The 15,780-nt window shown below is 68.7% G+C and carries 9 protein-coding genes and 1 tRNA gene; 8 read left to right on the top strand and 2 right to left on the bottom strand.

Annotated elements, in window-relative coordinates; all coding sequences use genetic code 11:
- Positions 1-80: 80 nt before the first annotated feature.
- The 8 genes from ASC81_RS08270 (at position 81) to ASC81_RS08235 (ending at position 12,978) form a co-directional block, all read left to right on the top strand.
- A complete protein-coding gene (locus ASC81_RS08270) occupies positions 81-1,145 on the top strand; it encodes a uroporphyrinogen-III C-methyltransferase (protein WP_082536367.1) in 1,065 nt (354 codons plus the stop codon).
- Between the two features lie 2 nt (positions 1,146-1,147).
- Positions 1,148-2,395 carry a heme biosynthesis HemY N-terminal domain-containing protein gene (locus ASC81_RS08265; protein WP_056265119.1) on the top strand — a complete coding sequence of 416 codons (1,248 nt, stop codon included), beginning with the start codon at positions 1,148-1,150 and terminating at the stop codon, positions 2,393-2,395.
- Positions 2,396-2,471: 76 nt separating this feature from the next.
- A tRNA-Arg gene (locus ASC81_RS08260) sits at positions 2,472-2,548 on the top strand.
- A gap of 129 nt (positions 2,549-2,677) precedes the next feature.
- Positions 2,678-3,469, top strand: coding sequence for a ThuA domain-containing protein (locus tag ASC81_RS08255; RefSeq protein ID WP_056265116.1), 792 nt, complete (start codon positions 2,678-2,680; stop codon positions 3,467-3,469).
- Between the two features lie 228 nt (positions 3,470-3,697).
- Positions 3,698-4,837 carry a sensor domain-containing diguanylate cyclase gene (locus ASC81_RS08250; protein ID WP_056265114.1) on the top strand — a complete coding sequence of 380 codons (1,140 nt, stop codon included), beginning with the start codon at positions 3,698-3,700 and terminating at the stop codon, positions 4,835-4,837.
- A 132-nt stretch (positions 4,838-4,969) separates the two neighbouring features.
- Positions 4,970-8,020, top strand: coding sequence for a sensor histidine kinase (locus ASC81_RS08245; protein WP_162245872.1), 3,051 nt, complete (start codon positions 4,970-4,972; stop codon positions 8,018-8,020).
- A gap of 66 nt (positions 8,021-8,086) precedes the next feature.
- On the top strand, positions 8,087-11,173 hold the full coding sequence (locus tag ASC81_RS08240; protein WP_156391900.1) for a two-component regulator propeller domain-containing protein: 3,087 nt from the start codon (positions 8,087-8,089) through the stop codon (positions 11,171-11,173).
- Positions 11,170-12,978, top strand: coding sequence for a response regulator (locus tag ASC81_RS08235; protein WP_056265106.1), 1,809 nt, complete (start codon positions 11,170-11,172; stop codon positions 12,976-12,978). The genes ASC81_RS08240 and ASC81_RS08235 overlap by 4 nt, the downstream gene beginning before the upstream one ends.
- 50 nt (positions 12,979-13,028) lie before the next feature.
- On the opposite strand, the gene ASC81_RS08230 is transcribed toward ASC81_RS08235, so the two are convergent.
- Positions 13,029-14,852, bottom strand: a complete 1,824-nt coding sequence (locus tag ASC81_RS08230; RefSeq protein WP_056265104.1) for a hypothetical protein — start codon at positions 14,850-14,852, stop codon at positions 13,029-13,031.
- Between the two features lie 10 nt (positions 14,853-14,862).
- Complete coding sequence (locus ASC81_RS08225) at positions 14,863-15,780, bottom strand: esterase family protein (RefSeq protein ID WP_056265102.1); 918 nt, start codon at positions 15,778-15,780, stop codon at positions 14,863-14,865.

Genomic DNA, 15,780 nt, shown 5'->3' with positions numbered 1-15,780 from the left:
GCACTGTGACCGAGCCGCTTCCCGTCGTACCTGTAACCGAGCCGGCGGCCCCGCCGCCGCTGCCGCCTAACGCCACCGTCATGCCGACCTGGCTGCCCTGGCTGCTCGCCCTGCTGGGCGCAGCGGTGCTGCTGTGCATCGTGCTGGCCTGGCAAAGCCTTTCGCGTCAGCAATCGCTTGAGCAGGAATTGGTGCGCCGTCAGGAGGCCAGCCAGGCCCAGGCCACCGAAGCCCGGCTCGCAGCCAAGCAGTCAACTGAATTGGTGCGCGACACGGCCGCCAAGGTCTCACTGCTGGAGGCCCGGCTTGCCGAGGTCGCGCTGCAGCGTGGCCAGTTGGAGGAGCTGATCCAGTCCATGTCCCGCTCGCGCGACGAGAACGTCGTCGGCGACATCGAGGCTGCCATTCGCGTGGCCATGCAGCAGACGCAGATCACCGGCAGCGCCGAACCGCTGGTTGCAACGCTCAAGCAGGCGGATGAGCGCCTGTTGCGCTACAAGCAGCCGCGTATGGAAGGCGTGCGCCGCGCCGTCGCCCGCGACCTTGATCGCGTCAAGGCGGTCTCCGTTGTCGATGTATCGACACTGACGATCAAGCTCGACGAAGTGGTGCGCGTGGCCGACGAGTTGCCGCTGGTGTCCAGCAGTGAAGCAGCGCCCCGGTCGCGCGACGAGCGCAGTGGTGACGCAGCCAAGGACCGCGAGCGCGCGCTGAAGCTGCAACGCGAGCAGGCCGCTGCGGCGGGCGACGGCAAGGTGTCCCTGTGGTGGTGGCAGGCCAGGCAGCAGCTGTCGAACTGGACTGGCGTGATCTGGGGTGAGGCACGCACGCTGCTGCGCGTCACGCGCATCGACCACCCAGAGGCGGCGTTGGTCTCGCCCGACCAAAGTTTTTTCCTGCGGGAGAACCTGAAGCTGCGGCTGCTCAACGCTCGCCTCGCGCTGCTGAGTCGCCAGTTCGACACCGCTCAGTCCGATCTGCGCGACTGCCAGGAGATGCTGAACCGCTACTTCGACACGCGCTCGCGCAAGGTCAGCAGCGTGACGGAACTGCTGCGCCAAGTCGCTGGCCAGGCGCGCCAGGTCAGCGTGCCGCGGCCGGATGACACGCTGGCTGCCTTGACAGCGGCCGCTGCCGGACGCTGATCATGCGCTTGGTGATCTGGCTGGTTCTGCTGTTCATCGTCGCGGTGGTCGCAGCGCTGACCCTGGGCAACAACGACGGTCTCGCCAGCTTCTACTGGGCTGGTTGGCGTGTCGACATCTCGCTCAATCTCTTCCTGCTGCTGCTCGTGGCCAGTTGCTTTGCGCTCGTCACGGCCATCCAGGCCGTCGAGGCGCTGACCACCTTGCCCAAGCGCGCCCGCGAGTGGCGGCTGTCCCAGCGTGAGCGCAGTGCCCAGCTCGCGCTGCGGGAAGCCCTGGTCGAGCTCTTCGGTGCCCGCTTCAGCCGCGCACAGAAGGCGGCGCAGAAAGCGCTCAACATTCAGTCCGCCACGCCCGAGCTGGCGGCCGACCAGTCTTTCATGGCACTGGCTCATCTGCTTGCCGCGGCCAGCGCCCATCGCTTGCAGGACCGCCGCCATCGTGACGAACAGCTGACCCGCGCGCTGGAGCTGGCCCGCCGCGCCGGAGGTGCCCGCGCGCAGGAGGATGGCGCGCGGCTGCTGGCGGCGGAATGGGCGCTGGATGATCGCGACGCGACGCGTGCGCTGAGCGTCCTGGGTGAGCTTGCGCCCGGCGTTGCCCGCCGCACCCAGGCGCTGCGACTGCGCTTGCAGGCTTCACGCCTGGCCCAGCAACCCCTGGATGCGCTGCGCACCGCGCGTCTGCTGGCCAAGCACCAGGCCTTCTCGAAGGTCGCCGCTCAGGGCCTGCTGCGCTCGCTGGCGTTTGAGGCGCTCGATGGCGCGCGCGATGTCGACCAGCTGCGGTCGATCTGGCATCAACTCGACCCGGCCGACCGTCGGGATCCGCTTGTCGCTGCCCGTGCTGCGCAATGCGCCGGCCAGCTTGGTGCGCCTGATGACGGCCGCGGCTGGCTGCGTCCGTTCTTCGACGATCTTGCGGAGGTGCAATCTGACGAGCGCGCCGCGCTTGCCAACGCCCTCGTGCCGGTGCTGGCTGGCTGTGGGCCGGACTGGCTGCAGCGCCTGGAGTCAGCGCAGTCGCGCTTCCCGCGCGAGCGGTCGTTGGCCTATGCGCTAGGCCATGCGCTGGCCGAACGGCAGCTCTGGGGCAAGGCGCGGCTGATGCTGGAAACCGTGGCTGAAGACACGGCGATGCCCAGCTCCGCGCGCCGGCGCAGCTGGCTGGCGCTGGCTTCGCTGTCAGAACAGGAAGGCGACGAGAGTCGGCGTGCGCGCTGCTACGAGGCCGCTGCTCGGCTTCCTTGATTGCGGTTGATATTTTCAAGAAACTCAACCAACTCTTGCCGGTACTTGAAAAAGCTGGTTATACTGTGAGGCTTCAGCGGCTGTAGCTCAGTTGGATAGAGTACTTGGCTACGAACCAAGGGGTCGTGGGTTCGAATCCTGCCAGCCGCACCAAAAATAAGAAGAGAACACGGGTTAGACGTTTAGGCGTCTAGCCCGTTTTCCTTTGTAGCTCGCAACTGCCTCCTGGTCGGCAGGTTCGGTACGCTCGGCCATCCAAAGAACATCCAAGGAGACCGACCGATGAAATGCCTTGCCTGGCTCGCATGCCTTGTCGCCATGACCTGCGGCCTCGTCACCGAAGCCCTCGCTGCCCCACCGAAGAAGCTGCTCGTCGTCACGACGACACTCGGCTATCGCCACGCCTCCATCGAGACGGCCGAGCGCGTGCTGGCCTCGCTTGGCCAGTCGTCCGGCGTCTACGAGGTTGAGCTGGCCGCCGTCACGCCCGTGGAAGGCATGGCGCCGGCCGCCTACGCCGAGCAGGTCAAGGCCATGCTGGCGAGCACGCTGAACCCGGCGGCGCTCAAGCGTTACGACGGCATCGTCTTCGCCAGCACCACCGGCGATCTGCCGCTGCCCGACCAGGCCGCCTTCATGCAGTGGGTTCAGGACGGCGGTGCCTTCATCGGCATCCACAGCGCCTCCGACACCCTGCACGCCTACCGGCCCTACATCGACATGCTGGGCGGCGAGTTCGACTATCACCGCGAGCAGGTGCGCATCAAAGCCATCAACCGCGATGCCGCCCACCCGGCAAACGGCCACCTGGGCGCCACCTGGAACCTCGACGATCAGCTGGAAGAGATCTACGTCTTCAAGAACTACCAGCCCGAGCGCGTGCATGAGCTGCTCACGCTGGACCGGCATCCCAACACCGGCGCGCCGGGCAATTACCCCCTTTCATGGAGCCGCGAGGTTGGCAAGGGGAGGGTGTTCTACACGGCGCTCGGGCACAACGAGGTCGTGTGGCGCATGCCGACCTTCCAGCAGCATGTGCTCGGCGGCATCCAGTGGGCGCTGAAGTTGCGGTGAAAGCCGTGCTTTCACGCCGGATCATCAGCGGGCGCTGATCGCCAGCGCCACGAGTCCAGCGCCGAGCTGGCGAGCGAGAGGACTGACCCGCTTGAAGACAAACCGACACCGTGGCTCAATCCGGCCTCGGGAGACAAGACGGGGGCTATTCGCGCGCTGACGCATGGCCGGGGACCCGTACGCGGACGCATCACCAGATGCCGGCCGGGGGACTCTCGCGGGGAAACCATGGACACAAGTGAAAGCGCCTCACGTCCCGCTGGCGCCCCGCGGCGCGGCTCGGGGCTCGCCCGCCGCACCTACCTGCCTCGCACGGTGGGCCTGGGCATCGGTTCACTCTGCGCAGGCGCCGGGCTGCATCAGGCCGGCGCACCGGCCTGGGTCTGGGGCGTCATGCTCGTCTATTGCTTTGCCTGGCCGCACGTCGCCTTGCGCATCAGCCTGCGTTCGGCCTCACCCTATGCCGCTGAACGCCGCAACCTGATGGTGGACTCGTTCGCGGGCGGTGTCTGGCCGGTGGCGATGGCCTTCAACCTGCTGCCCAGCGTGCTGCTGCTGGCCGCACTGGCGATGAACAACTTTGCGACCGGCGGCGCCAAGCTATTTGGCAAAGGCGTGCTCGCTCACCTGGCGGGCGCGGCCATGGCGCTGCTGCTCGTGGGGCCGAAGTTCCTGCCGGAAACGAGCTTCATGACCGTGCTGCTGTGCGTGCCCTTCCTGCTGAGCTACCCGCTCGTGCTGGGTGTGGTGATGTACCGCCTGTCCATCGAGTTGAGTCGGCGCAAGGACGAGCTGGTGCTGGAAAAGCGCCGGGCCGATGAAGCCAACCTCACGCAGACCCGCGTGCTGGCGGAGCTGGCCGCGCGCGACGCGCTCACCGGGCTGTTCAACCGCCGCCACATGAGCGAGCTGCTGGCGCAGCATTGCGCGGCCAGCCAGCGTTCGGGCGGCGGCTTTGCGGTGGCGCTGGTCGACCTGGACCACTTCAAGCGCATCAACGACAGCCATGGCCATGCGGTGGGCGACAGCGTGCTGCGCGCCTTCGCCGAGCAGGCGGGCGCGGCGATGCGCGGCACCGACACCGTCGGCCGCTGGGGCGGCGAGGAGTTCCTCGTCATCTACCCATGTAGCAGCGCAGACGAAGCGGCCCAGGGAGCGGCCCGGCTGCTTGAACAGGTGGCCGCTGCGGCCGTGACCATTCCGGGCGGCGAGACGCTGACGTTCACGGTATCGATCGGGCTGACCGGGCACGCGCCGCCCGAGTCCGTCGATGCGCTGGTCGAACGCGCCGACCGCGCCATGTACCAGGCCAAGTCGCAGGGTCGCAACCGCGTGGTCACGCTGCCGGAAGGGGCGGGCAAGGCCTGACGCAGCATGGATTGCGGCGCCACTCTCAGCCTTTCGCGCTACGCTGCCGGTGACCCCAACGGCAAGGGATGCCCCATGAGTGAACTGGCCGGCCAGCGTCAACGGCTCACCAGGCCAGGCCTGCTCCTGGCGTTGGCGCTGTTCACGTCGCCGCCGCCCGTTCTCGCGGTCCACCCGCCGCTGCAGATCGCCCAATACGCGCACACCTCGTGGACGGCCCGGGACGGGGCACCGCTCGACCGCGTATTCGCGACGGCACAGACGCCTGACGGCTATCTCTGGGTCGCGACCTCGTTAGGACTCCTTCGCTTCGACGGCCTTCGGTTCGTGCCTTGGCAGCCGCCGGTCGGGCAGTCGCTGCCGGCGGGGCCTTACAGCCTGTTGGTGTCGCGCGATGGCACGTTGTGGATCGGCACCTTCTGGGGCCTGTCCAGCTGGAATGGACGGCAATTGACCCAGTATCCGGAGATCGACGAGAAGTTCGTCACGTCGCTGTTTGAAGACCGCGACGGCACCGTCTGGGCGGGCGTGCTTTCGGACAAGGGGCAACTGTGCGCCATTCGCGCAGGGCAGGTGCAATGCGCCATACCGGATGGCGGGTTCGGCAAGTTCGTCTGGAGCCTGGCTCAGGACAGCGCCGGCGTGCTGTGGGCCGGTGCCGATTCAGGCGTCTGGCGATGGGCCCCTGGGGCGCCCAGGCAGTACCCGATGCCTGGCCTGCGCGTGGGCGACCTGACCACGACCGTCGATGGACAGGTACTGGTCGGCGTTCAGCGCGGCGGGCTGAAGGAGGTGGCCGGCGACCACCTCGTGCCCCATTCGTTTCGGCGCGACGCCGGCCCTGATGGCTGGATTGCCGACCGCGACATCCGGTCCAACAAGCTGCTGCGCGACCGCGACGGCGGGCTGTGGATCGGCACCGACGGCCTGGGCCTCATGCATGTGAAGGACGGCCGGGCGGACACCTTCAACCGAATAGCGGGCCTCTCGGGCAATGTCGCCTGCAGCTTGTTCGAGGACCGCGAGGGCAACATCTGGTACGGCAGCGAGAAGGGCATTGACCGTTTCCGCAAGCTGCCGGTCACGGCGATTTCAACGCAACAGGGCCTGCCCGACGAGGTCTCCAGGGCGGTCCTGACCGCCAGGGACGGCAGTGTCTGGGTGTCCACGGAGGATGGGCTGGCGCGGTGGCGGGGCGGAAAGCCCACCACCTACAGGGAGCGGGACGGCCTGCCCGCTTCGCGCGTGCGGTCCCTGTACCAGGACGTCGACGGCCGCCTGTGGGTCAGCACCGCCGGCGGCCTCGCCTACTTCGCGGAAGGTCGATTCATCGCGGTCGACAGCGGTCCAGGGCACCAGGTCCACGCCATGACGGGGGATGCGCAAGGCAACCTCTGGCTGGCGACCGACCAGGGCCTTGCAAGGCTGCACCAGAGCCGTTTCGTCGAGAACATTTCCTGGGCCGCGGTCGACGTCGAGCAGCGGGGCCAGGTCGTCCATCGCGGCCAGGTTCTCATCGCCGATCAAGGCGGCCTGTGGGTGTCGTTCTGGCAGGACAACTCGGTCGTCTACTTCAAGGACGGCAAGGTCCAGGCAACCTACAGGCCCACGCAAGGGCGGGACGACAGTTTCCTGGCCGACATCCGGCTGGATGCCGAAGGGGCGGTATGGGCGGCCACCAGCGGGAGCGGCCTCAGCCGGATCAAGGAAGGCCGTGTCACGACGCTCTCGGTCGATAGCGGCCTGCCCTGCAAGTCAGTTCACTGGTCCACGGTGGACGACCACGGGGCGATGTGGATGTACACCGTCTGCGGGCTTGTGCGGGTGCTGCGGGACGACCTGGCGGCCTGGATCGCCGACCCGGGCCACAAGATCTCCCCGACGCTCTGGGGCGCCGCAGATGGCGTTCCGCTCAGGCCCGACACGCCGGCCTATTTCAATCCTCCGGTGGCCAAAGGCCCGGACGGAAAACTGTGGTTCATTTCGAACGCCGAGGTCCAGGTGGTCGATCCCAAGCACCTGTCGTTCAACCCGGTGCCTCCGCCGGTCCATATCGACGCGCTCGTCGCCGACCGCAAGTCCTACCCGGTCTCGAATGACCTTCGCCTGCCCCCGCTGGTGCGCGACATGACGATCGAGTTCGTGGCACTGACCTTTGCGGAGCCGAAGACCACGCGTTTCCGCTACCGGCTGGACGGGCACGACACCGATTGGCGAGAGGTCGTCGATCGGCGGCAGGTCAGCTACACCAACCTGCCGCCGGGCAACTACCGCTTCCACGTCAAGGCCGCCAACAACAGCGGCGTGTGGAACGAGGAGGGCGCGCAGTTGGCCTTCGCCATCGCGCCGGCCTTCTATCAGACGGCCTGGTTCCGCTTCGCCGCCGTGATCATGCTTTTGGCACTGGCATGGAGCGGCGTGCGGCTCTGGCTGCACCTGCGCATCCGGCGGCTGCACCGGCAGTTCGAGGCGCGGCTGGAGGCCCGCTTGGCTGAGCGCACGCGCATCGCGCGCGCCCTGCACGACACCTTGCTGCAGCATTTCCACGGCCTGCTGCTGCAGTTCCAGGCCGCGTTCAATCTGCTGCCCGACCGGCCGCGCGAATCCAGGCAGATCCTTGCCGGCGCCATCGACCGCGCGGCCGAGGCCATCACCGAAGGCCGCAGTACCGTGGAAGGTCTGCGGACCTCGTCGCTGGACACACACGACCTGGCCGGCGCCTTGCGCGCGCTGGTCGAGGAGCTCGCGAACGAGCCCGGCCTCGCGGCATCCGCCCATGTGGAAGTGCAGGGCCGGCCGCAGGCCCTGCACCCCGTCATGCGCGACGAGGCCTTCCGCATCGCCGGCGAGGCGCTGCGCAACGCCTTCCATCACGCCGATGCGAAGCGGATCCACATCGAGATCCGCTACGACCCGCAGCAACTGTCGGTCCGCATTCGCGACGACGGCCGGGGCGTCGACCCCGAGGTGCTGCGCGCCGGCGAGAAGCAGGGTCACTTCGGGCTGAGCGGCATGCGCGAGCGCGCCGAACTCGTCGGGGGCAAGCTCACCCTCCGCAGCGACGTGCATGCGGGCACGGATGTGGAATTCACAGCGCCTGCATCCCGGGCGTACAGCGCGCCTTCATCGACGCCTTGGTGGCTGCCATTCAAGAAGTTCGCGTCCGGCCAGGTTGCCGAATGACCAGGCGCAAGACGCGCGGCTTTTCGCGCTACGCTGCCCCGTGCTCCAGCAGCGAAGGGACTTGCGGTGAGTGAACTCGAAGGCCGGCGCCGAGGACGCCTCCTGCCAGGGCTGCTGCTGGCCGCGGCGCTGCTCACCTCGCCGGCCACTGCCCGCGCGGGCGATCCGGCCCTGCAGGCATCCCAGTACGCGCACACCTCCTGGACAGCCCGGGACGGGGCCTTGCTCGGGCTCGTCTTCTCCATGGCACAGACGCCCGACGGCTATCTCTGGGTCGGCGGGTCATTTGGCCTGTTCCGCTTCGATGGCCTGCGCTTCGTTCCCTGGCAGCCACCGGCGGGCCAGTCGCTGCCGGACAACCCCTATGCCCTGATGGTGTCCCGCGACGGGACGCTCTGGATCGGCACCTTCGACGGCCTGGCCAGCTGGAATGGCGCCGAGCTGACGCGCTATCCACAGCTTGGCGGGGGCTTCGTGACGTCGTTGCTGGAAGATCGCGACGGCACGGTCTGGGCCGGCGTGCTCGCGAACCCGGGGCGGCTGTGTGCCGTTCGTGCCGGGCAGGTGGAATGCACCACGCACGGCGGCGGCTTCGGCTCCTTCGTCTGGAGCCTGGCCGAGGATGGCGACGGGGCGCTGTGGGCCGGGGCGGAGTCCGGCCTGTGGCGCTGGAAGCCCGGCCCACCGCAACGATTCGACGCCCCCGGCGCGCGCGTGGGCGACCTGAGCACGACCGTCGATGGGCAGCTGCTGGTCGGCATCCGCGGCGCCGGGATCAAGCGCGTCGCCGGTGACAAGCTGCTGCCCTATCCGATGCGAAGCGCCGCCGATCCTCGCGAGTGGCTCGATGACAGCCAGATCAAATCGAACAAGCTGCTGCGCGCCCGTGACGGCGGCCTGTGGATAGGCACCGAAGGCCTGGGGCTGGTTCACCTGCAGGATGGCAAGGCGGACACGTTCAACCGCGCCGACGGCCTGTCGGGCAATATCGCCTGCAGTCTTTTCGAGGACCGCGAGGGCAACATCTGGTACGGCAGCGAGAAGGGCATCGACCGCTTCCGCAAGCTGCCGGTCACGACCCTCTCCATGGCGCAGGGCCTGCCCAACGGGGCCACCAAGGCCGTGCTGACCACCACGGACGGCAGCGTCTGGGTGGCGACGAATGACGGACTGGCACGCTGGAAGGACGCGACGCTGACCGTCTACAAGCAGCGCGACGGGCTGCCGAATGCGGCCGTGCAGTCCCTGTACCAGGACGCCGACGGGCGGCTGTGGGTGAGCACGGGCGGTGGCCTCGTCTACTTCGCGGACGACCGCTTCGTGCCGGTCAGCGGCGTGCCCGGCACGGAGGTCTTCTCCATCACGGGCGACGAGGCGGGCAACCTCTGGCTGTCGGTCAAGGATGGCCTGGTGCGGCTGCACAAGGGCCGGTTTGCCGAAACCATCCCCTGGGCCACCTTCGGGCGCCGGCAGCAGGCCAAGGTCATCGTCGCCGACCGCGGTGGGGTGTGGCTGTCCTTCTGGCAGGACGGCGGGATGTTGTACTTCAAGGACGGCGAGGTCGAGGTGCGCCTGGTGCCCGGGCAGGGGCTGGGCGCGGGTCATGTCGCAGGCCTGCGGCTCGATGCCGAGGGCGCGGTGTGGGCGGCCACGGAGAAGGGCGGCCTGAGCCGCATCAAGGAGGGCCGCATCGCCACGCTGGACGTCGGCAACGGCCTGCCTTGCAACACGGTCCACTGGTCGACGCTGGACGACGACGGGTCGCTGTGGGTCTATGCCGCCTGCGGGCTGGTGCGGGTCCTGCGCGACGACGTCGCGGCCTGGATCGCCGACGCCAGCCACCGCATCGTCCCGAAGGTCTGGGGCGCGGCAGACGGCGTCCCGCTGCTGGCCTTCTCGCCGGCCTACTTCAATCCCCCGGTGGCGAAAGGGCCGGATGGCAAGCTCTGGATGGTGTCGGGCGCTGACCTCCAGGTGATTGACCCCAATCACCTGCCGGTGAATCCGCTGCCGCCGCCGGTGCACATCGAGACGCTGGTGGCCGACCAGAAGCCCTATGCCGTTGCCGACGGCCTGCGCCTGCCCCCCCGGGTGCGGGACATGCGCATCGAGTTCGCCGCCCTGAGCCTGGTCGACCCGAAGAGCACCCGCTTTCGCTACCGCCTGGAAGGGCACGACAACGACTGGCAGGAGGTGGTCGACCGGCGCCAGGTCAGCTACACCAACCTGCCGCCGGGCAGCTACCGCTTCCATGTCAAGGCCGCCAACAACAGCGGCGTGTGGAACGAGCAGGGCGCGCAGCTGGCCTTCGCCATTGCGCCGGCCTTCTACCAGACCACCTGGTTCCGCTTCGCCGCCGGGATCGTGCTGCTGGGCCTGGCCTGGAGCGGCTTCCAGCTCTGGCTGCATATGCGCATCCGGCGCCTGCAGCGCCAGTTCGAGGCAAAGCTGGAGGCGCGCGTGGCCGAGCGAACGCGCATCGCCCGCGACCTGCACGACACGCTGCTGCAGCATTTCCACGGCCTGCTGCTGCAGTTCCAGGCGGCGTTGAACCTGCTGCCCGACCGGCCGCGCGAATCCAAGCAGGTGCTCGCCAGCGCCATCGACCGCGCCGCCGAGGCCATCACGGAGGGCCGCGACACCGTGGAAGGCTTGCGGGCCTCGACGCTGGAGACCAACAACCTCGCGGACGCCTTGCGGGCGCTCGCCGAGGATCTCGCGAATGAGAGCGGCCATGCGGCATCGGCCCATGTCGAAGTGCAGGGACGGCCGCAACATCTGCACCCCATCGTGCGCGACGAGACCTTCCGCATCGCCGGCGAGGCGCTGCGCAACGCCTTCCACCATGCCGAAGCGACGCACATCGAAGTCGAGATCCTGTATGACCCAAGGCAGCTGCGCGTGCGCGTGCGCGACGACGGCAAGGGCATTCCCCCCGGGGTGCTGCGCGCCGGCGAGAAGGAGGGGCATTTCGGCTTGAGCGGCATGCGCGAGCGCGCCGAACTCGTCGGCGGCACGCTCAGCCTTACCAGCCTGGACAAGGGCACGCAAGTGGAGTTCTGCGCTCCCGGGTCGCGGGCGTACAGTCAACCGTCACCCACCAGGTCGTGGTTCCTTCAACGGAAACCGGCGGCCAGCGAGACCGGCGAATGAGCGAAGAACAGACCCGCATCCAGGTTCTCTGCGTCGACGACCATCCCATCGTGCGGCAGGGCATCGCCACGCTGCTCGGCGTGGAGCCGGACATGGCGCTCGTCGCCGAAGCGGCGAACGGGCGCGAGGCGATCCAGCAGTTCCGCAGCCACCGCCCGGACGTCACGCTGATGGACCTGCAGATGCCCGGCATGAGCGGGCTCGATGCCATCGGTGCGATTCGGGCCGAGTTTCCCGCCGCGCGCATCATCGTGCTCACCACCTATGCCGGCGACGCCCAGGCGCAGCGCGCCCTGCAGGCCGGCGCCTGCGGTTATCTTCTGAAGAACGCGCTGCACAAAGAGCTGCTTGACGCCATCCGCGCCGTGCACGCCGGTCGCCTGGCGCTGCCGTCCGAGGGCTCGTTCGAGCTGGCGGGTCAAATCACGGACAGGCCCATCACGGCGGCCGAGATCAGCGTGCTGCGATTCATCGCGCAGGGCAATGCCTACCCCGAGATCGCGCGGGCACTGGCCCTCAGCGAGGACGCCGTCGAGAGTCAGGTGAGGAGCCTGCTGGCCAAGCTCGAAACGCAGGACGGCACGCAGACGGCGGCGGCCGAAACCGAGGGTGAGCTGCTTCAGGCCGAGCGTGCCGCGCGGCATGCCGCCGAGGCGGCCAACCGCGCGAAGAGCGAGTTCCTCGCCGGCATGAGCCACGAGCTGCGCACGCCGCTGAACGCCGTCCTCGGCTACGCGCAACTGCTGACCATGGAGGGCGGCTTGAGCGCGCGCCAGGCGCGTGGCCTGGACACCATCCACCAGAGCGGGCAGCACCTGCTGGCGCTGATCAACGACATCCTCGACCTGGCGCGCATCGAGGCCGGCCACACCGACCTCAACCCCGAGCCGGTCGATCTGCGCGGCCTGCTGCAGACGGTCGTCAACCTGATGCGTGTGAAGGCCGACGAGAAGCGCCTGGCCTTCGTGTTCGACGCGGCCGCGGACCTCCCTGCGGCCGTGCTGGCCGACGAGCGCCGGCTGCGCCAGGTCCTGCTGAACCTGCTGGGCAACGCGATCAAGTTCACCGACACCGGCATGGTCACCCTGCGCGCCAGTGCGACGGCCCGGGGCCCGGCCCAGGTGCTGATGCAGCTGGATGTCGAGGACACCGGCGTTGGCATGCGCCCCGAAGACATGGCGCGCATCTTCAAGCCCTTCGAGCAGGTCGGCGACGTGCAGCGCCGCAGCGGTGGCACCGGGCTGGGCTTGGCGATCACCCGGGCCCTTGTCAACGACATGGGCGGACAAGTGCAGGTGAGCAGCGAATTCGGCCGCGGCACACGCTTCAGCGTCGAGCTGCCGTTGCCGGTGGCGCCGCCGCTGCAGGCGGCGCCGCAGAAGGCGCCCGGCCTGGCTCGCTATCTGGGCCCGCGGCGGCGGGTGCTGGTCGTCGACGACGTGGCGGCGAACCGCGCGCTGCTCTGCGACTTCCTTGGCGACGCCGGCTTCGAGGTGGCACAGGCCGCCGACGGCAGCGAGCTGCTGACCGCCGCACGGCGCTTCCGACCCGACCTGATCTTGATGGACAGCGTGATGCCATCGGTCGGCGGCGTCGAAGCCACGCGCCGTCTGCGGGCGAACGCCGAGTTCGCTGCGGTGCCCGTGATCGCCGTGTCGGCGACGGCGACCGCCGAGCACCGGGCGGCCTGCCTGCAGGCCGGCGTCAATGTCTTCCTGACCAAGCCGGTGTCCCTGGAGGCGCTGCAGGTGCACATCGCCGAGCAGCTCGGCATGCGGCTCGCGGGGAGCGCAGGCGCTGAATGACGCTCGCGCTGCCCGGGATGGTGGCCGTTCGCGTCTGTCGATGCCGGCGGCTACCTTTTCTCTGCGTTGCCACCCATGCTGCTGGCCGGCTGCTGCGTCCGGTCCTGCTGCTCCTGGAGTGTCTTGAGCAAGGGTTCCGCGGCTTCCATGCCATGAGCGCGTGCCACCTGCTGCATCACGCTCTCCTTGTCGATGGTCCATTCCTTGGACGACGTTTCGGGCGCGGGGCTGCGGCGCATCTCTGCGAGGATGGCGCCCCGCGTCACGCCGGTTTCGAGCCGGCTCTGCCACTGCCTGGCCCATCGCGCCGTCGGTTCGTCGCGCAGGTCCTGCGCCAGCGAAGCCAATGTTCGGTGGGCCTCGTCGGCATGGCCGGCGTAGGCATGGGCCAATGCCGCGAATCGCGCCAGCGCGTTGACTTCGCGCGCCGACTGCCCCGCCGAGATGGCCGCCTCCACCGCTGCACCGTCCGGCTCAGCCGTTGCGGCCACGTCGGCCTGGACGTGCGCGAAGGCGGCTTGCGGTGACTGGGGCTTCAGTCCGCGTGCAAGCTCAAGGTGGCGCTGCGCGGCCTGCAGGAACGACCGCCTGGCTTCGCCGCCATGGCGTTCGGCCAGTCGCAGGTTCGCCAGGCCCAGCAGATACCGGGCCTCGAAGTGCTCGTCGTCGACTTGCAGGAGGGCATTCAGTCTGGGCAGGGCGTCCTGCGGATCGCCCCAGTCGATCTGCGCCCGGCTGAGGGTCAGGCGCGCGGCATCTTCGTTCGGGAACCGGGCCGCCAGAGCGGTCACCTTGCGCAGCAGCGCCTCGCCGGCTTGCCGGCTCGGGCATGACTTCAAGGCGGCATCCGCCAGCACAAACTCGCCCGTTGCACGGGGCAGGTTGCGAAAGCTCACGCGTGCGGCGGGCAGGGACGGGTGCGCCACCCGCAGGGTTTCGGTGCCCCGAAGGCCATACCGCCACATCACCTGGCTGATGTCGGAAGTCTTCAGGTCGAAGGCGCGCTCGAACGCCGTCGTCGGCGCAACGCCGCGGCCGGCCAGCGCCAGGTGCTGGCTCAGCCGCCTGCGCCTGTCTTCCGACGCCAGCGCGTAGTGCATCAGCAGCCAGGACTTGGCCTCGAACTCCAGGCGCACGCCGGCGGGGCCGGCATAGTTGCGCGCGTCGGCGAGCTTGTGCAGCAGGACGTCGTCGTACTCCAGGCTGTAGCGTCGGCCTTCGCCGAGGAAGTGCAGGTAGCTGGCGATAGCTTTCGGGGTCCGGCCGACCACCATCTGTCCTTCCGAGAACCGCACGCTGGAAAAGTACTGAGCGAAGCCCTCGATGAACCAGGCCGGACTGCGGATGTCCGTGTGGCGATACAGGAAGTGCCGCGCATACGCCTCGAAGACATGGGACAGGGTTTCGTTCAACGGGGCCTTGTCCAGCTGTTCGTCACCGAGCGTGGGAATGCGGTCCAGCTGCACCCCGAAACCCTGGACGCCGGCTGTGCAGCTGCTGTACAGGCCGATGGCATCGGCCGGCCCGCTGGCGTCGATGTCGAGCAGGTCGGCGGCGCCGCGGTGGTGGTACAGCGTCAGCTTGGCGTCCTGCTGATCGACCCGCTGCGTGGTTTGGTAGCCAGGCAGCGTGTAGATGCGCAACAGGTGATCGAGTTTTTCCAGGTTGTCCAGCAGCTGGCTGACATCTTCCTCGCGGGCATCCGAGTAGACGACGAAGTGCTGGCTCTCGGCGCGGACCCACTGGGACACCTCGCCTTTGCGGCCCGCCACCTCCACGCGCTCCAGGTTGGCCGCATCGGCTGGCTGGGCGCCGGCTGAAAAGGCAGTTAGGCAGAGGGCGGCTGCGAGCGCGTGCGTTGAAAGTCTGAGCATCGCTGCGGCCTCAGCGGAACAGCTGCTGTGCAAAGTGGAAGAGGTTCTCGGCCCAGCTGTCGCGGTCGTGGCCGTGCTCGTCGACATGCCACACATGCGGGATGTCACTGGTCTTCAGCGCACGGTGCACGCCTTGCGAGACATTGATCAGCCCGTCCTTGTTGCCGCAGGACAGGTAGAGCAGCGCCAACTGGCGGCGCGCGGCGGCGGGGTCGGCCAGCAGCTCGGCGGCCGGCTTGGTGTTGGGCGCGGACGAAAACCCGCCGACCCAGGCGAAGGTGTCGAGATGGGCCAGGCCGAAGTTCAGCGCCTGGCCGCCGCCCATGGACAGCCCCGCCAGTGCGCGCTGGCGGCGGTCACCCAGGGTCGGGTACTTGGCCTCGACGCCCGGGATCAGAAAGTCCAGCAGGTCGCGCTCGAACTTCGCGAAGCCGGCGGCATGCTCGGCCGTGAACACGCGGTCGGCCGGCGGCGATCGGTCGTCGGGCAACGCGCGGCCATTGGGCGTGACGACGATCATCGGCAGCGCCTTGCCGTCGGCGATGAGGTTGTCCAGCACCTGCGGCGCCCGCACATAGCCGCGCCATTCGTGCTCGTTGCCGCCGATGCCGTGCAGCAGGTAGAGCACCGGGTAGCGCTTCTCGGCCGAATAGCCCGCCGGCAGGTAGACGCTGGCCGAGCGCCGCGTGCCCGTGACGCCCGAGGCATAACTGAACTCCTCGACGCGCCCGGCCGCCACGCCGGGCCGGGCATCGGCAAAGCCGGTGGGCGGCGCGGGGAAGGCGCGCACGTCATCCGCCGCGAGCGTGATGGGGCGGGCGAAGTTGGCGCGCGCGCGGTCGGGCGTGACGGTCTCGACGCCTTGTGCCGAGGCGGCAGCGGCGAGTGCCAGGAGGGCCATGGTGGCCAGTGTCTTGGTGGGTTGCAT

Source organism: Pelomonas sp. Root405 (genome assembly GCF_001425165.1).
Classification (GTDB): Bacteria; Pseudomonadota; Gammaproteobacteria; order Burkholderiales; family Burkholderiaceae_C; genus Pelomonas.
This window is presented reverse-complemented; position numbering and strand designations above follow the sequence as displayed.